18 protein-coding genes are annotated in these 18,901 nt (G+C 72.5%); 11 read left to right on the forward strand and 7 right to left on the reverse strand.

Going from position 1 to position 18,901, the window contains the following annotated elements:
- The first annotated feature begins 31 nt into the window (after positions 1-31).
- Positions 32-1,303 (forward strand): threonine aldolase family protein, encoded by a 1,272-nt coding sequence (locus tag ACFY2Z_RS39340; RefSeq protein WP_390748816.1) that lies wholly within the window; start codon positions 32-34, stop codon positions 1,301-1,303.
- 21 nt (positions 1,304-1,324) lie between these two features.
- Here the strand turns inward: ACFY2Z_RS39340 and ACFY2Z_RS39345 are convergent, their stop codons facing one another.
- Positions 1,325-1,543 carry a hypothetical protein gene (locus ACFY2Z_RS39345; protein WP_390748799.1) on the reverse strand — a complete coding sequence of 73 codons (219 nt, stop codon included), beginning with the start codon at positions 1,541-1,543 and terminating at the stop codon, positions 1,325-1,327.
- Between the two features lie 158 nt (positions 1,544-1,701).
- On the opposite strand from ACFY2Z_RS39345, the gene ACFY2Z_RS39350 reads away from it, so the two are divergent.
- The gene (locus ACFY2Z_RS39350; RefSeq protein ID WP_390748800.1) at positions 1,702-2,808 is read left to right on the forward strand and encodes a DUF5937 family protein; all 1,107 of its coding nucleotides are present in this window, start codon (positions 1,702-1,704) and stop codon (positions 2,806-2,808) included.
- A gap of 57 nt (positions 2,809-2,865) precedes the next feature.
- Here the strand turns inward: ACFY2Z_RS39350 and ACFY2Z_RS39355 are convergent, their stop codons facing one another.
- The 3 genes from ACFY2Z_RS39355 to ACFY2Z_RS39365 form a co-directional block, all read right to left on the reverse strand.
- Positions 2,866-3,498: an AAA family ATPase gene (locus ACFY2Z_RS39355; RefSeq protein WP_390748801.1), complete on the reverse strand. Its 633-nt coding sequence runs from the start codon at positions 3,496-3,498 to the stop codon at positions 2,866-2,868.
- A 107-nt stretch (positions 3,499-3,605) separates the two neighbouring features.
- Complete coding sequence (locus tag ACFY2Z_RS39360) at positions 3,606-4,277, reverse strand: response regulator transcription factor (protein WP_311694794.1); 672 nt, start codon at positions 4,275-4,277, stop codon at positions 3,606-3,608.
- A gap of 80 nt (positions 4,278-4,357) precedes the next feature.
- Positions 4,358-5,563 (reverse strand): sensor histidine kinase, encoded by a 1,206-nt coding sequence (locus tag ACFY2Z_RS39365; protein WP_390748802.1) that lies wholly within the window; start codon positions 5,561-5,563, stop codon positions 4,358-4,360.
- Positions 5,564-5,934: 371 nt separating this feature from the next.
- Here ACFY2Z_RS39365 and ACFY2Z_RS39370 point away from each other — a divergent pair, with 371 nt between their 5' ends.
- Positions 5,935-6,960 (forward strand): SAM-dependent methyltransferase, encoded by a 1,026-nt coding sequence (locus tag ACFY2Z_RS39370; protein WP_390748803.1) that lies wholly within the window; start codon positions 5,935-5,937, stop codon positions 6,958-6,960.
- On the opposite strand, the gene ACFY2Z_RS39375 is transcribed toward ACFY2Z_RS39370, so the two are convergent.
- Complete coding sequence (locus ACFY2Z_RS39375; RefSeq protein WP_390748804.1) at positions 6,925-8,076, reverse strand: NADH-quinone oxidoreductase subunit D; 1,152 nt, start codon at positions 8,074-8,076, stop codon at positions 6,925-6,927. The genes ACFY2Z_RS39370 and ACFY2Z_RS39375 overlap by 36 nt on opposite strands.
- A 31-nt stretch (positions 8,077-8,107) precedes the next feature.
- On the opposite strand from ACFY2Z_RS39375, the gene ACFY2Z_RS39380 reads away from it, so the two are divergent.
- Both ACFY2Z_RS39380 and ACFY2Z_RS39385 read left to right on the forward strand, forming a co-directional pair.
- Entirely contained in the window at positions 8,108-8,599 is a 492-nt protein-coding gene (locus ACFY2Z_RS39380) for a PH domain-containing protein (RefSeq protein ID WP_390748805.1), read from the forward strand.
- Complete coding sequence (locus ACFY2Z_RS39385) at positions 8,596-9,927, forward strand: PH domain-containing protein (protein WP_390748806.1); 1,332 nt, start codon at positions 8,596-8,598, stop codon at positions 9,925-9,927. The genes ACFY2Z_RS39380 and ACFY2Z_RS39385 overlap by 4 nt, the downstream gene beginning before the upstream one ends.
- A gap of 106 nt (positions 9,928-10,033) precedes the next feature.
- Here the strand turns inward: ACFY2Z_RS39385 and ACFY2Z_RS39390 are convergent, their stop codons facing one another.
- Positions 10,034-11,488, reverse strand: coding sequence for a hypothetical protein (locus ACFY2Z_RS39390; RefSeq protein ID WP_390748807.1), 1,455 nt, complete (start codon positions 11,486-11,488; stop codon positions 10,034-10,036).
- 386 nt (positions 11,489-11,874) lie between these two features.
- Positions 11,875-13,002 (reverse strand): alpha/beta hydrolase, encoded by a 1,128-nt coding sequence (locus ACFY2Z_RS39395; protein WP_390748808.1) that lies wholly within the window; start codon positions 13,000-13,002, stop codon positions 11,875-11,877.
- Between the two features lie 204 nt (positions 13,003-13,206).
- On the opposite strand from ACFY2Z_RS39395, the gene ACFY2Z_RS39400 reads away from it, so the two are divergent.
- From ACFY2Z_RS39400 to ACFY2Z_RS39425, 6 genes are all read left to right on the forward strand, one after another.
- Positions 13,207-15,036 carry a phosphatidylglycerol lysyltransferase domain-containing protein gene (locus ACFY2Z_RS39400; protein ID WP_390748809.1) on the forward strand — a complete coding sequence of 610 codons (1,830 nt, stop codon included), beginning with the start codon at positions 13,207-13,209 and terminating at the stop codon, positions 15,034-15,036.
- Positions 15,037-15,324: 288 nt separating this feature from the next.
- Positions 15,325-16,257, forward strand: a complete 933-nt coding sequence (folP, locus tag ACFY2Z_RS39405) for a dihydropteroate synthase (protein WP_390748810.1) — start codon at positions 15,325-15,327, stop codon at positions 16,255-16,257.
- A complete protein-coding gene (locus ACFY2Z_RS39410; protein ID WP_390748811.1) occupies positions 16,254-16,757 on the forward strand; it encodes a nuclear transport factor 2 family protein in 504 nt (167 codons plus the stop codon). The genes folP and ACFY2Z_RS39410 overlap by 4 nt, the downstream gene beginning before the upstream one ends.
- A 259-nt stretch (positions 16,758-17,016) precedes the next feature.
- Positions 17,017-17,376, forward strand: coding sequence for a dihydroneopterin aldolase (gene folB, locus ACFY2Z_RS39415; RefSeq protein ID WP_390748812.1), 360 nt, complete (start codon positions 17,017-17,019; stop codon positions 17,374-17,376).
- The gene (gene folK / locus ACFY2Z_RS39420) at positions 17,373-17,984 is read left to right on the forward strand and encodes a 2-amino-4-hydroxy-6-hydroxymethyldihydropteridine diphosphokinase (protein WP_390748813.1); all 612 of its coding nucleotides are present in this window, start codon (positions 17,373-17,375) and stop codon (positions 17,982-17,984) included. The genes folB and folK overlap by 4 nt, the downstream gene beginning before the upstream one ends.
- 79 nt (positions 17,985-18,063) lie before the next feature.
- The gene (locus ACFY2Z_RS39425; protein ID WP_390748814.1) at positions 18,064-18,549 is read left to right on the forward strand and encodes a DUF3180 domain-containing protein; all 486 of its coding nucleotides are present in this window, start codon (positions 18,064-18,066) and stop codon (positions 18,547-18,549) included.
- Positions 18,550-18,901: the final 352 nt, after the last annotated feature.

Below are 18,901 nucleotides of genomic sequence, written 5' to 3' on the forward strand. Positions count from 1 at the left end.
GGTGGCTGGGGCGGAGAGGGACGAGGGCGGCATGACGCGGACGACCGGGACGACGGAGGGGGACGGCCGGACGGCGGCCGGGCCGCGGGAGGGGCGGCCGGCGGTGGGGGCGGAGGCTTTGACGAGGCAGGCGCACGGCGAGGAGGGGGAGGAGCGGCCGACGCCGACGCCCGCCGAGCGGTCACGGCTGCGGCGGGAGCGCCGGATACAGGTCGTGCGCGGCGCGGAACGCGTGCTGAGTCGTCCGGGCTTCCTGGGCACGCTCCGGGAGCGGCTGGCGCTGCTGGACGGCGTGGCGGACCTGTACGACCTCGACGAGTCCGCCGACATGTACGGATCGGGCGTCGTCGAGGCCCTGGAGGAGAAGGTCGCCGGGCTGCTCGGCACCGAGGCCGCCGCCTTCTTCCCCACCGGCACGATGGCCCAGCAGGTGGCGCTGCGCTGCTGGGCGGGCCGCACCGGCAGCCCCACGGTCGCCCTGCACCCGCTCGCCCACCCGGAACTGCATGAACGGAAGGCGTTCACCGAGGTCAGCGGGTTGCGCCCGGTGCACATCACACGCGAGCCCCGGCTGCCGACCGCCGACGAGGTGCGCGACTTCGAGGAGCCTTTCGGGGCGCTGATGCTCGAACTGCCCCTCAGGGACGCAGGTTTCGTCCTCCCTTCCTTCGAGGAGCTGACCGAGGTCGTGGAGGCGGCACGCGAGCGCGACGCGGTGGTGCACTTCGACGGCGCGCGCCTGTGGGAGACCACGGTCCACTTCGGCCGCTCGCTGCCGGAGATCGCGGGCCTCGCGGACAGCGTCTACGTGTCCTTCTACAAGTCGCTCGACGGGTACGGCGGCGCGGCGCTCGCCGGCCCCAGGACGCTCGTCGAGGAGGCCAGGACGTGGCGCCACCGCTACGGCGGCATGGTCTTCCAGCAGTTCCCGACGGTGCTCTCGGCCCTCGCCGGCCTGGAGCGGCACCTGCCCCGGCTGCCGGAGTACGTGCGCCACGCGCGCGTGGTCGCCGCGGCGCTGCGTGAGGGGTTCGCGGCGGCCGGGCTGCCCTGGACCCGTGTGCACCCCGCCGAGCCGCACACCCACGACTTCCGGCTCTGGCTGCCGTACGACGCCGACGTCCTCACGGAGACCGCGTTCCGGCAGGGCGAGGAGACCGGAACCCTGCTGTTCGCCAACCCCTGGCAGGACGGAGGCCCCGGCCTCGCCTTCACCGAGGTCTCCGTCCGGGCCGACGCGCTGGCGTGGACGGTGGACGATGTGCAGGCGGCGGTGACGGAGTTCGTGGCGCGCCTGCCGTAGGAAGCCGGGGATCGCAGGAAGTCAGCAGCCGGGGCGCGGGCGGCGGCCGTGGGCCCATCGGGACAGGGCCGTCCGCAGCCGGCCGCGTGCAGGGTGGCCCGCCACGACGGCACGGAACGCCCGGTAGTCGCCGAGCTCGCGCACCAGCTGCCAGTCGTGGGCGCCGGGGGCGGGCGGGGCGGGCTCGCCCAGGCGCCGGGCGCGGTAGGTGTCGAGGAGGTACTGCTGGGTGATGCTCATGGGACATCGCCTCTTCGGGACGTGAGGACAGAATCCGTAGGCTCCGCGGTTGCCCCGGCCCACCCAGGCTGTCCCCGGGCATCCGTCCCTGTCGCGTCGATTGACGGCTGCCGTCAAGCGACGGCCGGGTTGTCGGTGGCCCGGTGCACCATGGGGTCATGAGCGTGCGTATCGACATCACCGGGCTGCGGCAGGAGCAGATCGCCGTCGTGACCTCCCCGCTGGCCGAGCTGGGGATGGCGCTGCACGCCCTGTCCGAGCCCGGCCACCACCCCAGGCTGCGCGGCTGGGCGACCGGTGTGACCTGCGACCTGGACCCGCATCTCGCCGACCGGATGTGCGAGGCCGACTTCCTGTGGCGTACGACGTTCCCGGACCTCTTCCTGCCGTACGCGGGCCTGCCGGGCGGGAACACGCTCCCCGGTGCCACCCTCGCCGAGGAACTGGACCAGCTGGACAAGCTGAGTGACGAGCAGTTCGTCGACACGGCACTGGAGTTCACCTGCGCGCTGCCGTACGGCGACGCGGGCCCCGCCGCGCTCACCGACGCGGAGTCCCGTCGGCGCGCCCTGGAGCTGGCCGCCGCGCGAGGGCCGCAGAGCCTGCTGTTCAGCGAGCGGCTGCTGGCCGACCCGCCCCGCACCCGGGCCTGGCTGCGGCACTTCCTCGAGGACTGCGACGCGGCCTTCTTCGCGGACACCTGGTCCCGGCTGCACCACCAGCTCGCGGCGGACGCACGCCACAAGACGGACCTGCTGCGGCACAAGGGCCTGGCCGAGGCGCTGGCGTCGGTGTCGCCCGCGGTGACGCTGGACGAGGCCGCGGACCGGATCACCGTGGACAAGCTCGGCGAGGGCCGTACGGCCACGGCGGGCAGCGGTCTGCTGCTCGTCCCGACCAGCCTGGGCTGGCCGCATCTGATGGTGCTCCACCGGCACGGCTGGCAGCCCGTGCTGCACTACCCCGTCGGCTCCCCGGAGATGGCGGCTCCGTTGTCGCTGGAGCAGCTGACCCTGCGGATGACCGCCCTCTCCCATCCGGTGCGCATGCGCTTGTGCCGCAGCCTCGCCCGCAGCGCGTTCACCACGGGTGCGCTGGCGCAGAGCCATGGGATGACGGCGCCCGAGATATCCCGGCATCTGGGCACCCTGAAGAAGGCGGGCCTGCTCACGACCCGCCGCCGCGGCCGGTATGTGCTGCACCAGCTGGACGTGACGGCGGTGGCCCGGCTGGGGAGCGAGTTCCTGGAGGGCATTCTTCGCTAGCGCTGCGACCGGGAAGGTCCACGGGCTCGCGACGCCCGGCAAGGGCGCGGGCCGTCGTCAGTCGAAGCGGATGTGCTTCAGCCCGATCCTCGTCTGCCGCAGCCGGGTGCGCAGGGCGCCGTCGGTGTTGGGGCGGAGCGTCAGCCCGGCGAGGACGGCGATCCGGTCCGCCGTCTTGGGCACCGTGGTGTTGTCCGTCCACAGATGCTCGGCGAACTCCGGCTCGCGCAGCCGCTCCAGGCAGTGGTCGAGCTGCCCGACGGCCCAGCTCTCCCTGCGCAACGGGGCGTCCTTGCCGGCCACGTACTTCACGAGGTGCCCGAAGCCGCGCTCCCGCAGCCGCTCCAGCACGGTCTCGCGCTCGGCGAGGAGAGTGAAGTGCCGTACGTCGTGGCCCCGTTCACCCAACAGGCCCACCGTCTCCTCGAAGTAGCCCGGGTCGGTGACCGTCATGGGCGCGATGACCACACCGTCGTGCTTGGTCAGCGTGAGGTCCAGGACCTCGACGACGCCCTGCCGCCAGGACGCCAGGTCCTGGAAGTTCCCCCGCAGTTCGGGCGGCAGCGCGCGGTGCAGGCCGAAGCCGACGTGTTCGGGGTCGCAGACGACGCTGCCGGGCAGACGGCGCTGGATCTCGTGTGCGGTCTGTGACTTGCCGCCCCCGAAGGGGCCGTTGATCCACAGGAGCATGCGCAGACCCTAGTGGGCGGCGGGCACGGGGAGGCCGCCGGGAGTGACTCAACCGTGGCCGGCCGCCCGGAGGACGGGTTCCGCGGCCGTCCGGAGGCCGAGACGGCTCAGCCGTGGCCGCCCGCCCGTACGAGACCGGTCTCATAGGCGAGGACGACGACCTGGACCCGGTCCCGCAGGCCCAGCTTGGTCAGGATGCGGCCGACGTGGGTCTTGACGGTCGCCTCGGACAGCACGAGCCGGGCCGCGATCTCGCCGTTGGACAGCCCCTGCGCGACCAGCACCATGACCTCACGTTCGCGTTCGGTGAGCCGCTCCAGCTCCTTGTGCCGGGGCTCGGTGGCGCCGCCCGGCAGCATGGGCGCGAACCGGTCGAGAAGACGGCGGGTGGTGGAGGGCGCGACCACGGCGTCACCGCTGTGCACGGAGCGGATGGCGGCCAGCAGTTCCCCGGGCGGCACGTCCTTCAGCATGAAGCCGGAGGCACCCGCCTTCAGCCCGGAGAACGCGTACTCGTCGAGGTCGAAGGTGGTCAGGATCAGCACCTTCGGGGCGTCCGGCTCCGAGCAGATGCGGCGGGTGGTCTCCACACCGTCCAGCTTCGGCATACGGACGTCCATGAGGACCACGTCGACCTCGGTGGCGCGCAGCACCTGCAGGGCCTCGACTCCGTCGCCCGCCTCCGCGACGACCTCCATGTCCGGCTGGGCGGCGAGCACCATCCGGAACCCGGTGCGCAGCAGCACCTGGTCGTCGACGAGCATCACGCGGATCGGCATGGCGGGGTCCTCCGGTCGGACTTCGGTCGTTGGGCTGGGCGGGGTCGTGAGGGAGCGGGTGGCCGGGTCGGGAGCACGTGTCAATGAGCCGGTTTCAGCGGCAGCAGGGCGCTGATACGGAAGCCTCCACCGGGGCGGGGCCCGGCGTCCAGGGTGCCGCCCACCATGCCGACGCGTTCCCGCATACCGATCAGCCCATGGCCCTGGCCGTCGAAACCGCCCTCCTCGTACAGCTCGTGCGGGGCGCCCTTGCCGTCGTCCTCCACGAGCAGTCCGAGGCCGTCGTCGAAGTACACCAGGCGCACGCTCGCACCGGTGTTGGGGCCTCCGTGCTTGCGGGTGTTGGTCAGCGCCTCCTGGACGATGCGATACGCCGTCAGCTCGACGCCGCTGGGCAGCGGGCGCGGGGTGCCCTCCACCTTGAAGTCGACGGGCAGGCCCGCGCTGCGGCACTGCTCGACCAGCTCGTCGATCTGTTCGACGTCGGGCTGGGGCACGTACTCGCCGGCCTCCTTGTGCTCGCCGGTGCGCAGCACACCGAGCAGGCGGCGCATCTCGGCGAGGGCCTGGCGGCCGGTTCCGGAGATCGTCTCCAGAGCCTTCTTCGCCTGGTCGGGGGCGGCGTCGAGCACGTACGCGGCGCCGTCCGCCTGCACCACCATCACCGAGACGTTGTGCGCGACCACGTCGTGCAGTTCTCGGGCGATCCGGGCGCGCTCGGCGGCGACCGCGACCTTGGCCTGCGCCTCGCGCTCCTTCTCCAGCCGGGCGGCGCGCTCCTCCAACTGGGCGAGATAGGCACGACGGGTGCGCAGGGAGTCCCCGAGCACCCAGGCCAGGGCGAAGGGGACGGTCTGGAAGACCGCGATCGCGGCGTTGCCCACCGGGCCCGAGTGGGCGTCCGGCCAGCGGATCATGGCCAGGGGGCCGGCACACAGGCCGCCGACGAGGCCGGTCCGGGAGGCCCAGCGGGCACCGTCCGCGGCGACCGTGTAGATGATCGCCAGCATGGCGAAGTCGCCGATCATCGGCTGCTGGTCCACGAGCAGCTGGACCAGCCCCATCGCGAGAGCCACCAGAAGCATCTTCTCGGGCAGGCGACGGCGCAGCGCCACGACCACGCACAGGACGGCGGAGATCGCGAGGCCCGCGGGGACCGATCCGTGGTGGTTCCGTGCCTCGCTGAGGTTGGTCACGCTCACGCTGGAGAGACCGAACAGGATGACGGCCCAGAAGCCGTCGACCCATGTCGGGTGCCTGCGGAGGAAGTCATAGAGGCGCTGCACATAACCCAGCGTAGGGAAGCGCTGCGTGTGCAGGGGTCAACCGGAGGACCGATCCCAGGCGGACACGTGTACTCCGCAAGGTGGATGCTCCATGATCCTCCACGGCTGGTGCTGTGGCCGCTCGCAGCGCCAAGGCGCCGCGGGCGGGCGCGCCGGAGCCGCGGAAGCCCATGGGTGGTGCGGGGTGGCCGGTCGCCCGGCACCGCCGGCACCGCGCGCGGAACGCCGGTCCCGCGACCCGGGCGCGGAGCGCGGACACCGCACGCCGGGCGCACGCGCCTGCCCGGTCGTCGATGCTCTCCGGGCACCCGCCTCCCCGGTCCTCGGCCCCCGCCCCCTCCCCGCCCTCACACCGGGCCTAGCCTGACCCCGTGGCACAGCAGGCGGACGACGAGTGGCGGGGCTGGCGGGCGGCGGCCGAGAAGGCGCTGTACGGGGCGCACGGGTTCTACCGGCGGCCCGAGGGCCCCGCGGGACACTTCCGTACGTCCGTGCACGCCTCACCGCTCTTCGCGGCCGCGGTGGCCCGGCTGCTGTGCGCGGTCGACGAGTCCCTGGGAAGCCCCGCCGAGCTGGCGTTCGTGGACATGGCGGCCGGGCGGGGCGAACTGGTCACCGGTGTCCTGGACGCGCTGCCGCGGGACGTCGCCGCCCGCACGCGCGCGTACGCCGTGGAGATCGCCGAGCGTCCCGAGGAGTTCGATCCCCGGGTCGAGTGGCTCGACGAGCCTCCGCAGGGCGTCACGGGGCTGCTGTTCGCCAACGAGTGGCTGGACAATGTGCCCCTCGAGGTCGCGGAGGCCGGCTCCGACGGCGTAGCGCGGCTGGTCCTCGTACGCGAGGACGGCGGTGAGCGCCTCGGGGAGCCGGTCACCGGCGCGGAGGCGGAGTGGCTACGGCGCTGGTGGCCGCTGCCCGCCGAGGGCTGCCGTGCCGAGATCGGGCTGCCCAGGGACGCCGCCTGGGCCGCGGCCGTCGCCACCGTCGGCCGTGGACTCGCCGTCGCCGTCGACTACGCCCACCGCGTCGCCTCCCGGCCGCCCTTCGGGACGCTCACCGGGTTCCGCGCGGGCCGGGAGGTCGCCCCGGTACCGGACGGCTCCTGCGACATCACCGCGCATGTGGCGCTGGACGCGTGCGCCCTGCCCGGGGCGCGTCTGCTGACCCAGCGCGCCGCCCTGCACACGCTCGGGGTCACCGGCGCGCGTCCCCCGCTGACACTCGCGTCCACGGACCCCGCGGCCTATGTACGCGCCCTCGCGCACGCCGGAGCCGCCGCCGAGCTCACCGCTCCGGGCGGCCTCGGCGACTTCGGCTGGCTGCTCCAGCCCGTGGGGATCGAGGGGGCCCCGCTCGGGGGGCTACTTGTCGATGTCCCCGACCACGAAGAACAGTGACCCGAGGATCGCCACCATGTCCGCGACCAGCGTCCCCGGCAGCAGCTCGGTCAGCGCCTGGATGTTGTTGTACGAGGCCGAGCGGAGCTTCAGCCGGTACGGGGTCTTGTCGCCCTTGCTGACCAGGTAGTAGCCGTTGATGCCGAGCGGGTTCTCGGTCCAGGCGTAGGTGTGGCCCTCGGGTGCCTTGAGCACCTTCGGCAGGCGCTGGTTGACCGGCCCGGGCGGCAGGTCGGCCAGCCGGTCCAGACAGGCGTCGGCGAGGTCGAGCGCGTTGTGCGTCTGCTCCAGGAGGCACTCGAAGCGGGCGAGGCAGTCGCCCTCCTGCCGGGTGACCACCTTCAGTGTGTCCTGGAGTTCCCCGTAGGCCAGGTACGGCTCGTCCCGGCGCAGGTCGAAGTCCACCCCGGAGGCGCGCGCGATGGGGCCGCTCACGCCGTACGCGTGCACCGTCTCGGGGGCGAGGGTCCCCACGCCCCGGGTGCGGCCCCGGAAGATCTCGTTGCCGAGCACCAGGTCGTCGAACCGGTCCATCCGGGAGCGCACGTCCCGCACCGCGGTACGCGCGCGTGCCGTCCAGCCGGCCGGGAGGTCCTCCTTGAGGCCTCCGACCCGGTTGAACATGTAGTGCATGCGCCCCCCGGAGATCTCCTCCATGACGGTCTGGAGCTCCTCGCGCTCCTGGAAGGCGTAGAACACCGGCGTGATGCCGCCCAGCTCCAGCGGATAGGAGCCGAGGAACATCAGATGGTTGAGGACCCGGTTCAGCTCCGCAAGGAGCGTGCGCATCCACACCGCGCGCTCGGGGACCTCCATGCCGAGCATCCGCTCCACTGCCAGGACCACGCCCAGCTCGTTCGAGAACGCGGACAGCCAGTCATGGCGGTTGGCGAGCATGATGATCTGGCGGTAGTCGCGCGCCTCGAACAGCTTCTCCGCGCCGCGGTGCATATAGCCGATGACCGGCTCCGCGTGCCTGATCCGCTCGCCGTCCAGCACCAGCTTGAGCCGCAGCACACCGTGCGTGGACGGATGCTGCGGACCGATGTTGAGCACCATGTCGGTGCTCTCCGCGGCACCGCCGATCCCGACCATGGTCTCCGTCGTGGGAGTCATGGCACCAGTCTCTCGTACGTACGCTTACGCCATGGAAACGGGGACTGTGGACAGGGGCGGCGAGCCGGTGTGGCGAAGCCTGCCGCCCGGGCTGCTGCGGATGCGGCGATTGTTGCTGGTGGTGTGGCTGGGGCTGTCGGCCCTTGCCGTGGGCCTGCTCCTGGGTCTGCTCGCCGGGGCCGGGTGGGCGCTGTTCGCGGTGCTGCCGCTGGCCGCGCTGGGCTGGGGCTGGGTGGTGCTCGGCCGTAACTGGCGCTCCTGGCGGTACGCCGAGCGCGTCGACGACCTGCTGATCAGCAAGGGCGTGCTGTGGCGCGAGCAGACCGTGGTGCCGTACGGGCGGATGCAGCTGGTCGAGGTCACCTCCGGGCCGGTGGAACGTTACTTCGGGCTGGCGAGCGTCCAGCTGCACACCGCGGCCGCGGCGACGGACGCCACCATCCCGGGCCTTGACCCGGCCGAGGCGGAACGGCTGCGGGACCGGCTGACCGAGCTGGGCGAGGCCCGATCGGCGGGGCTGTGAGCGCGCCCGCGGACCTGCCCGCGATAGCGGAGGGACGCGACCCGGCCGAGCGGCGGCTGCACCCCGTCACCCCGCTGCGACGCGCCTGGGCGCCGGTCACCGTGATCGCCGGCTGGGCCGCGCACGACCCCGGCCAGGCCCAGCAGCAGCTGACCCGGCTGACCGCGACCACGCTGCTCGCCGCACTCGCGGCCCTCGTCACGGCCGCCTCCCTGTACGGCTTTCTCAGCTGGCGGTTCACCTCCTTCGCGGTGACCGACACCGAACTGCGCATCCGAACAGGCCTGTTGTTCCGCCGCACCGCGCACATCCGGCTGGACCGGCTGCAGGCCGTCGACGTCACCCAGCCACTGCTGGCCCGGATCGCCGGCGTCGCCAAGCTGAAACTCGACGTCATAGGGACCGACAAGAAGGACGAACTCGCCTATCTGGGCGAGGACGACGCGCGCGCCCTGCGCGCCGAACTCCTGGCGCGCGCCGCCGGTTTCACGCCCGAGGCGGCGCGCAAGGTCGGTGAGGCACCGATGCGGCCGCTGCTGCACGTGCCGCCGGGCATGCTCGCCGTCTCCCTGCTGCTCATCGGCGCCACCTGGGGTTCGCTGCTCGGTGCCCTCGTCGTGCCGACGCTGGTGTGGTTCGGCACGCACAGCGTCTGGTCGGTGCTCGTGGCCGGGCTGCCGCTGGTGGGCGGGGCGGCCACACGGAGCACGGGGCGGTTCGTCCGCGCCTACGACTGGACGGTCGGCGAGTCGCCGGACGGACTCCGGATCGACCACGGGCTGCTCGACCGGGCGCACGAGACGGTGCCGCCGGGGCGGGTGCAGACCGTACGGATCGTGGAGCCGCTGCTGTGGCGGCGGCGCGGCTGGGTCCGGGTGGAGCTGAATGTGGCGGGCTCGTCCAACTCGGTGCTGGTTCCGGTCGCACCGCGCCCTCTCGCCGAGTCGCTGGTCGCCCAGGTGCTGCCCGGGGTCACGGTCCCCACGGCCCTCTCCCGGCCGCCGCGCCGCGCCGCCTGGTGCCTGCCGCTGTGGTGGCGCGGCCATGGACTCGCCGTCACCGACACGGTCTTCGCCGCGCGGCACGGCCTGCTGCGCCGGACCCTGTCCCTCGTCCCGCATGCGAAGGTGCAGAGCGTGCGGCTCACGCAGGGGCCCTGGCAGCGGTTCAGGAAGGTCGCCGACGTGGAGGTGGACACCGGCGCCGACAAGACGGTGCGGGCCCGGCTGCGGGACGCCGAGGAGGCGGCGGAACTGCTGTACGCGCAGGCGGACCGGTCCCGGACGGGGCGCCGGGACGCTCGGCCGGAGCGGTGGATGGCCTCGTAGACCGAACGGCGTGGACGGACTCGTGGGCCGAACGCCAGGGGGAACGACGTGAGGGGCGGCGGCACTCGGTGTGCCGCCGCCCCTCACTCGTCCGTACGGGCCGCGCTCAGGACGCCGCGGTGCGCAGCCCCTTCAGGTCGATCTGCTCGGTCTCGTCGTGGGCCGTCAGGTCGATGACCTGTCCGACGCCGCGTGCCTCGGGGTCCGCGGGCTTGAAGCCGGACTCGGACTCCTCCTTGTGCACCGCGAGCGCCTCCTGGCCGACGACGTCCGCGAGGTCCTCGTTCTGCACGGAGGTCAGGGTCTCCCCGGGCCCCTTGGTGCCGAAGAAGTCGAAACCGCCCTCCGCGGACGGGCGCCGCGGCGGGGCCGCCGGTACGACGGCGACGGCGGTCGGCACGGTGAAGTGCCCGGTGGTGTGGGCGGGCTTCGTCGCGACCGGCTGGGGCTGCTGTGCGGCCGGGGCGGTCTCGTGCTCCCGCCCGGTGACCGCGGTGGGCTTCCCCGCCGACTCGTCCTCCGCACCGGAGCCGTCCCGTACGGTGCCGGCCTCCGCGGAACCGCCCTTCCGGCCGCCGCCGTTGCCGGGGCCGTCGTCCTTCGGGGGAACGGACTCGGAAGCGGTCTTCGCCCGGGCCTCGGTGAGCGCGGAGAGGGCCGACGGTGCGGGCTGCCGGTGGTCGTCGGCGGTCGCCTTCGCGGGGCCGCTCCCGTCCACGGTCTCGTCCGCCTCGACAGGCTCGACGGACTCGGCGGTGCCGTCCTCCGTGGCCTGCGCGGCGTCCTCGTCCTGCCCCGGGGCGTCGTCCGGGGCCGATGCGGCGGTCTCCTCCGGGGCGTCCTTCTCGGACGCGGGGTCCTCCGGCGCCTCGTCGTCGCCGTCCTTGACCAGCCGCGCCAGTGCCGAGTCGGCCCGCAGGAAGAGCGCGGATCCCTGCGGGGAGAACACCCCGGGAGTCGTCGGCTCCCCGCCCTCGGCGTCCCGTACGTCCGCGCCCTGCGGCGTCCCGCCCTCGGCGGCGCCCGGCGTCTCCAGGCCGTCCCGCTCCGAGGAGTCGTCCGGCGTACCCGTCGTCCCGGCGGGCAGCGCCCGCGCCTGCGGCACCGTCGTCTCTATGGCCAGCAGACGGCGGCCCTCCAGGGCGGTCGCGCGCTCGGTCTCCGCGGTGGCGTACCGCCGCAGCAGGGCCGCGTGCTCGTTGCGCAGCTTGGCCAGCTCCGCGCGCTTGGCACGCAGCCTCTGCTCCAGCTTGGTGCGCAGTTCGCGCGACTCCTCCAGGTCCGACTCCAGTTCGGCGACGCGCTCCTCGTGGCGCCATTCGTCGCTCGTGCGCGCGCGTGCGAGGTCCGCGACGTGTTTGCCCGCGGCCACGTCCCAGCGGCGCATGACGACCGCGCCCAGCACCGTCGTCACCGCGGCAGCCGCGGCCAGCCCACGGAGCACCAGTGGCTCCGTGAACAGCCAGGGCCCCACGGCGCAGACGATCGAGACGCCGGCGATCACCGAGGAGGGCAACAGCCTGTGCAAGGGCGGAGAATGGCGGTGACGTCCACGTGGCATGGCCAGAAACTTACCGCGCGTAGGCGAATGATGGTGCCCCGCCCGGTAAAAACACGGCCACTCCTACGCGTTCATACCGCCCTGGGGACACCGGAAACGGAAGAGGCGCCCTCAAATCCCGTGCATTCCCTTCCACCAGGCATACGACACGGGAACCCGAGGGCGACGGCGCCCGTCCTGCCGGCCTCTGGCGGCTGCCCCACGGCGCCTCCGGCGGCCGTCACCCTTTCAAGATCATTTCTCGGCGGCGTGCGCGATCCCTGTCTCCCCGCACGGGATCCCTCACCCGAAAGCGACACAGGGGCACACCTCCAGACGAATTCCGGGCCCGTACCGAGACAACACCGGCGCGGAATTCCGGACGGAGCCGCCGCGCATTCGCCCCCTCAGCGGTCGCTCAGCCTCCCGCTCATCCACTGGAGCGCCGCCGGGATCTCCCGTCGCCAGGTGTTGAAGTTGTGGCCGCCGCTGTCGAGGATGATCGACGAGATCCGGGTCGGCTTCTTGGCCTGCACCTGCTGTATGAACTTGACCGTGGACGGGTAGTCGTACTCGCCCGCCCTGCTGCTGGTGACGAGCAGCGAGGTGTTCGGGGCGGGCAGATGCTTCAGGCACCACCACAGGTCGGCACGGTTGCGCAGGTCCTTGTTGCCATGGAAGAGGTCACCCGTGGTCGGGTCGATCGGCGCCTTGTAGTACGGCGACAGACCCACCCCGGCGGCATAGGCGTCCGGGTGGTGCATCGCGAGCTTCAGCGCGCAGTAGCCGCCCGTCGAGTCCCCTATGACACCCCAGCCGCCCTGCTTCTTGCCCACCCGATAGTGCGCCCCGATCGCGTCGGGCAGGTCCTTCGCGAAGAACGTCTCGGTGTGCGGGCCGCCCGGGACGTCCACGCACTCGGTGTCCCGGGGAGGCGCCACGCTCGGCCGCAGCATCACCAGGATCATCGGCTGCATCCTGCCGTTCTTGGCCAGCTCGTGCGCCGTCTGCGGATAGTGCAGACCCTTGATGAGCGCCTCGGCCGTACCCGGGTACCCGGTGAGGACGACGGCCGCGGGGAACGTCCGTGTCCGGTACTGCGGCTGGAAGTACTCCGGGGGCAGATACACATAGGCGGGCGCGGTGATGTGTGTGGTGTGTCCCATTATGTCGACCCGCTGGATCTGACCGCCGATCTGTGGCCGCGCACCACCCTTCACATTCACCTCGCTGGTGTCGAGCACCTGGAGGGGGCCCCCGGCCGAACCGGCCAGCCCGTGGTTGACGACCACACCCTGGGCGCTCTCCTGCCCGAACAGGTCGGCCCAGCTTGCGTAGAACCCGAAGGCCTGGTTGGCGGCGAGCCCGATCGAGGCGAAGATCGCGACCTGGGTGGCGAACAGCAGGCCGACCCGTCCGCCGACGGTCCGCCAACTGCTTCGCGCCAGCCGCGGCCAGAACCAGACCGTGCCGACGAACAGCAGCACGGCGAACAAGACCGCCAACACCAGCACTTTGTTGCTCGTGAGACCCATGGCTCTTTTCTGCCTGCGCTTTCGACCCATGGGGCGTGACCCGCGCTTTCGCGAGGGCTTGCCCCGGACTTTCCTTCGCCTTTGAACCGGCTTTGAGATGGGGAGTGAACCTCTCTCCCCGCGACACCGTCCTAGAGGGCGCAATGTCGCCGGATGCCCTAAACGGCACCGGACACAAGGTCTCTCGCAGAACTACGGGATGCGATGTCTGTCAGGATAGATGGGGAAAAGTCGGGCGAGGTTCCGGGGCGATCCCAAGGAGTACGCCGCATACTCCACGGCCCGCGTCCGGAGTCCGTCCCTGCACTGGTCGCCAGGGCCTGCACGCTCGTAGGGGTCCTGGACATTGCCGCGGGCGTCTTCCCGCGCTTCCGGCACAGCCGTATGCACCGCATCGTCGAGGTTCTGCCCGGCGCGTTCGGTCCGTTCGCGGCGGCGCTGTCGCTGTGCGCCGGCGTCCTGCTGCTCCTCCTCGCGCACGGGCTGCGGCGGCGCAAGCGCAGGGCGTGGCGTGCGGCCGTGCTCCTCCTGCCGGCGGGCGCCGTGGCGCAGTTCGTCTACCGCCACTCCGTCATCGGCGTGCTGATCTCGGTGGCGCTGCTGCTGCCGCTGCTACGCCATCGAAGGGAGTTCGCGGCCCTGCCCGACCCGCGCAGCCGCTGGCGGGCGCTCGCCAACTTCGTGCTCATGGGCGCCGGTTCACTGGGGCTCGGCCTGATCATCGTCAGCGTCCACACGAACCGCATGGTCGGCGACCCGAGCGTGTCCGACCGCATCGAGCATGTGCTGTACGGCCTGTTGGGCTTCGAGGGCCCGGTCGACTACACCGGCGACACCTCCTGGACGGTGGGCTTCTCGCTCGGCGCGCTCGGTCTGCTGACCGCGGTCACCACGATCTACCTCGCCTTCCGCCCCGAACACCCCGCCGCCCGGCTCACCGAGGAGGACGAGACCCAGCTGCGCGCCCTCCTGGAGAAGCACGGCGCCCGTGACTCGCTCGGCCAGTTCGCGCTCCGCCGCGACAAGGCGGTCGTCTTCTCGCCGAGCGGCAAGGCCGCGGTCACCTACCGCGTCGTCTCCGGCGTGATGCTCGCCAGCGGGGACCCGATCGGCGACGTGGAGGCGTGGCCCGGCGCCATCGAGCGGTTCATGGACGAGGCCAAGGCCCACTCCTGGACCCCCGCGGTCGTGGGCTGCTCGGAGACGGGCGGCGAGGTCTGGACCCGCGAGACCGGCCTGGACGCCCTCGAGCTGGGCGACGAGGCGGTGGTGGACGTCAAGGATTTCTCGCTCACCGGGCGTGCGATGCGCAACGTACGCCAGATGGTGAAGCGCATCGAGCGGGCGGGTTACGAAACCCGGGTACGGCGCATCCGTGACCTCAGCGAGGGCGAGCTGGAGCGGATACGGCACGCGGCCGAGGACTGGCGGGGCACGGACACCGAGCGGGGCTTCTCGATGGCACTCGGCCGCATCGGCGATCCCGCCGACGTCGACTGCCTCATCGCCACGGCGCACAAGCCGGACGCCGCGGAGGGCCCGTACGGCGATCTGAAGGCGATCCTGCACTTCGTCCCGTGGGGCACCGACGGTGTCTCGCTGGACCTGATGCGCCGGGACCGCTCCGCCGACCCGGGCATGAACGAACTGCTCATCGTGGCCGCCCTCCAGGCCGCCCCGAGGCTCGGGATAGAGCGGGTCTCGCTGAACTTCGCGATGTTCCGCGCGGCCCTGGCGCGCGGCGAGAAGATCGGCGCAGGCCCGGTGCTGCGGGCCTGGCGGGGACTGCTGGTCTTCCTCTCCCGCTGGTTCCAGATCGAGTCCCTGTACAAGTTCAACGCGAAGTTCCAGCCGCGCTGGGAGCCGCGCTTCGTGGTGTACGCGTCCTCCCGCGACCTGCCGCGCATCGGCCTGGCCATGATGCAGGCGGAGGGCTTCGTGAACCTGGCGCTGCCGCGCCTGCTGCGCCGCTCCGCCCCGGTGCAGCGCCCCTGCGCCCACACGGTGGCGGAGCACGGGGTCCGGGCGGCCTGACCGGCCCGGACCCGGGCGGGCTCCCGGGTCCGCCCCCTGACAGGTTCGAGACAGGCCCGAGGCAGGTCCGGTCCCGAAGAGACCCGGGCGAGGGCTCTCTCCGCCCAGCTCGGGAGCCCTCGCCCGGACACCCACCCACCGGGCCGTCCCTCAGGTACCCGGCCTCCCTCAGGCCACACCTGCGACCGCCGCGCCCCGGCGGCACCGGCCCCCGCACCCGGCCCGATCCGGCCTTCGCCCCGGACCTGCGGGCCCGGGGCGGAGTCGTCGGGGGCCTACGCTGAACATATGAGCACGAAGACCGGGCGGGGCCACGTGGCGGGCCTTCCGACATGGGACCGCTGCGCGGTCATGGGCGTCGTCAACGTCACCCCCGACTCCTTCTCCGACGGCGGCCGCTGGTTCGACACCACCGCCGCCGTCAAGCACGGCCTCGACCTGGTCGCGCAGGGCGCCGACCTCGTCGACGTCGGCGGCGAGTCCACCCGCCCCGGAGCCACCCGCGTCGACGAGACCGAAGAGCTCAGGCGTGTCGTCCCCGTCGTCCGCGGCCTCGCCTCCGAGGGCGTCACGGTCTCCGTGGACACCATGCGCGCCTCCGTCGCCGAACAGGCCCTCGCCGTCGGCGCCGCCCTCGTCAACGACGTCAGCGGCGGCCTCGCGGACCCCGCGATGGTCCCGGTCGTCGCGGCCTCCGGCGCGCCCTTCGTCGTGATGCACTGGCGCGGCTTCCTGGAGGGGGGCAACGTCAAGGGCGTCTACGAGGACGTCGTCTCCGAGGTCGTCGACGAACTCCACGCGCGCGTGGAGGCCGTGCTGGCGGGCGGTGTCGCCGCCGACCGGATCGTCGTCGACCCCGGCCTCGGCTTCTCCAAGCAGGCCGAGCACGATCTGGCGCTGCTCGCCCACCTCGACCGCCTGCACGCCCTGGGCCATCCCCTGCTGGTCGCCGCCTCTCGCAAGCGGTTCCTCGGCCGCGTGCTGGCCGGCCCCGAGGGAGCGCCCCCGCCCGCCCGCGAGCGCGACGCCGCCACGGCCGCCGTCTCCGCACTCGCCGCCCAGGCCGGCGCGTGGGCGGTGCGCGTGCACGAGGTCCACGCGACGGCGGACGCGGTACGCGTCGCACGCGCCGTCGAGTCCGCGCGCGCGGCCGATCCCGCGCCGGGCAGCGGCCCCGACGGCGGCCGCCCGGGCACCGGATGCGCCGAAGGAGCCCGGTGAGCGGCCCCCACACCGATGTCGAGCAGGTGGAGCAGGCCAACACCGCCTTCTACGAGGCGCTGGAGCGCGGTGACTTCGAGGAGCTGTCGTCGCTCTGGCTTACGCCGGCCGACCTGGGCGTCGACGAGGAGTACCACGACCCGGCGGACGCCGGCGTGATCTCCTGCGTCCACCCCGGCTGGCCCGTGCTGACCGGCCGCGGCGAGGTGCTGCGGTCGTACGCCCTGATCATGGCGAACACGGACTACATCCAGTTCTTCCTCACGGACGTCCATGTGTCGGTGACCGGCGACACCGCCCTGGTGAGCTGCACCGAGAACATCCTCAGCGGCGGTCCGGCCCCGGAGGAGGGCGAGGAGCTGGGCCCCCTCGTCGGCCAGATCGTCGTCGCCACGAACGTGTTCCGGCGCACCCCCGACGGCTGGAAGCTCTGGTCCCACCACGCCTCCCCCGTGCTGACCGAGTCCACCGACGAAGAGGACGACGACTCGTCGGCGTAAGCAGGTGGCATACGCCGCCCGATTGGGTAGGCGGCCTGACGTGGCGGGAATCACCTACCCCCGGGTAGGGATCAGCTACCGTCCCGTAAGCCACCCTGTTCCCCAGGGAAAACGCCCGATGAAGGCTCCGGCCGCGGCAGGGGCGCGTGCTTCCGGGAGCAAACGCTGTCGGTCCCCGCAGGTAGATTCGTTCGCGGCTGGTGCATCGAGCGCACTCGGTGCGCACCTGTCGCTACCGACGATTGCAGGAGTGATTCGCGTGGATCGTGTCGCGCTGCGCGGCCTGAAGGCCCGCGGGCACCACGGCGTGTTCCCCAGGGAGCGCGAGGAGGGGCAGACCTTCGTCGTGGACCTCGTCCTGGGCCTGGACACCCGGCCGGCCGCGGCCGACGACGACCTGTCGAAGACCGTGCACTACGGCATCGTCGCCGAGGAGGTCGTGGCCCTGGTCGAGGGAGAGCCCGTCGACCTCATCGAGACGCTCGCCGAGCGCATCGCCCTCGTCTGCCTCAAGCACGCGCCCGTCCGCGAGGTCGAGGTCTGCGTGCACAAACCGGACGCACCGATCACGGTCCCGTTCGACGACGTGACCGTCACCATCACCCGGAGCCGAGTATGAGCGCCTTCTTCGCCGGGGGTCAGAGCGACCCGACCGTACAGCCGGTGCCCGCCTCCGTGGTGGAGCGCGTGGACGCCGCCGACACGACCCTGCAGAACCCCAAACGCGCCGTGATCTCCATCGGCTCGAACCTCGGCAACCGTCTGGAGAACCTCCAGGGCGCCATCGACGCCCTGGAGGACACCCCGGGCGTCCGCGTCAAGGCGGTCTCCCCGGTGTACGAGACGGAGCCGTGGGGGGTGGCCCCGGGCAGCCAGCCGACGTACTTCAACGCGGTGGTCGTGGTGAAGACCACCCTGCCCCCGTCCTCGCTCCTGGAGCGGGCGCACGCCGTGGAGGAGGCCTTCCACCGGGTGCGGGACGAGCGCTGGGGCGCACGCACCCTGGACGTGGACATCATCTCGTACGCGGAAGTCGTCTCCGGCGACCCGGTGCTGACGCTCCCCCACCCACGCGCCCACGAGCGGGCCTTCGTCCTCGCTCCCTGGTACGACCTGGACCCCGCGGCCCAGCTCCCCTCCCGGGGTCCGGTGGCGGATCTGCTCGCCGCCGTCACCCGTGAAGGCGTCCTCCTCCGCCCCGACCAGGAACTCCGGCTGCCGGAATAGTCGTTAAGGTCTACCGGGCCGGGATGCTCCCGGCTCCACGACCGCGGACGGGCGACCGTCCGGCTGACGAAGGGGCATCGTGAGAGAGCTGCGCATCAGGACGCTGGCAGCGGTGTTCGTGGTGGCCGGAGTGCTGTCCTGGGCGGCGGCCCGCCTGTGGAGCGCGGTGGACACACTCCCGCGGGTCCCTCTGGCCGCGCCCATCGTCCTCGCCCTGATCGCCGTGGTCCTGCTGGCCACGGCGCTCTCCCTGCGCACCCGGTTCAAGGCCCAGCGGGAGCGCCGCCCCGAGGCGAAGGGCGTCGACCCGCTGATGGCGGCCCGAGCGGTCGTTTTCGGCCAGGCGAGCGCCCTGGTCGCGGCCCTGGTCTCCGGGATGTACGGCGGGGCGGGTGTCTTCCTCCTGGAGTCCCTGGACATCCCCGCGATGCGCGACCAGGCGATCTACGCAGGCTTCTCGGTCATCGCGGGGATCGCCGTCATAGCGGCCGCCTTCTTCCTGGAACGCGTCTGCCGCCTCCCGGACGACGACGAGCAGAACGGCGAGACGACATCGGTGTCCTAGGGCCCGTCGTCAAACTCGCGTCGTCGCCCGAAGGGCGGCCCTGCGGCGTCAGGTGCGTGCTCTGGGGGTACCCCCTGCTCGAAGAGCTCGGGTGCCCCCCGCTCGAAGAGCTTGGGGGGAGTGCTGGGCGGAAGTCCCCGGACTGGAGGTACGTGGGGTTTCGCCCGGTGCGGCGGTGGGGCACCGGGCGCGCGAGCGAAGCCGAGCGCGGGGGAGCGTGCATGGCGTCGCGGGGCAGGCGGGAGTCTGACGACAGGCCCTAGAGGGCTGATGAAGATCTTGGTGAGGGGCTGTCCGGCCGTAGGCCGGGCAGCCCCTGTTCGCTATGCGGTGGCCGGGGCGAGTTGCCAGC

Source organism: Streptomyces sp. NPDC001222 (genome assembly GCF_042896945.1).
GTDB lineage: Bacteria > Actinomycetota > Actinomycetes > Streptomycetales > Streptomycetaceae > Streptomyces > Streptomyces gibsoniae.

Bases quoted from the DNA above. Each gene is read 5' to 3' on its own strand.
- ACFY2Z_RS39360 (WP_311694794.1), bottom strand. From the start codon at position 4,277: ATGCCGATCCGCGTGATGCTCGTCGACGACCAGGTGCTGCTGCGCACC.
- ACFY2Z_RS39355 (WP_390748801.1), bottom strand. From the start codon at position 3,498: ATGCTCCTGTGGATCAACGGCCCCTTCGGGGGCGGCAAGTCACAGACC.
- ACFY2Z_RS39340 (WP_390748816.1), top strand. From the start codon at position 32: ATGACGCGGACGACCGGGACGACGGAGGGGGACGGCCGGACGGCGGCC.
- ACFY2Z_RS39345 (WP_390748799.1), bottom strand. From the start codon at position 1,543: ATGAGCATCACCCAGCAGTACCTCCTCGACACCTACCGCGCCCGGCGC.
- ACFY2Z_RS39350 (WP_390748800.1), top strand. From the start codon at position 1,702: ATGAGCGTGCGTATCGACATCACCGGGCTGCGGCAGGAGCAGATCGCC.
- folP (WP_390748810.1), top strand. From the start codon at position 15,325: ATGAGCACGAAGACCGGGCGGGGCCACGTGGCGGGCCTTCCGACATGG.
- ACFY2Z_RS39400 (WP_390748809.1), top strand. From the start codon at position 13,207: ATGTCTGTCAGGATAGATGGGGAAAAGTCGGGCGAGGTTCCGGGGCGA.
- folK (WP_390748813.1), top strand. From the start codon at position 17,373: ATGAGCGCCTTCTTCGCCGGGGGTCAGAGCGACCCGACCGTACAGCCG.
- ACFY2Z_RS39380 (WP_390748805.1), top strand. From the start codon at position 8,108: ATGGAAACGGGGACTGTGGACAGGGGCGGCGAGCCGGTGTGGCGAAGC.
- ACFY2Z_RS39390 (WP_390748807.1), bottom strand. From the start codon at position 11,488: ATGCCACGTGGACGTCACCGCCATTCTCCGCCCTTGCACAGGCTGTTG.
- ACFY2Z_RS39395 (WP_390748808.1), bottom strand. From the start codon at position 13,002: ATGGGTCTCACGAGCAACAAAGTGCTGGTGTTGGCGGTCTTGTTCGCC.
- ACFY2Z_RS39375 (WP_390748804.1), bottom strand. From the start codon at position 8,076: ATGACTCCCACGACGGAGACCATGGTCGGGATCGGCGGTGCCGCGGAG.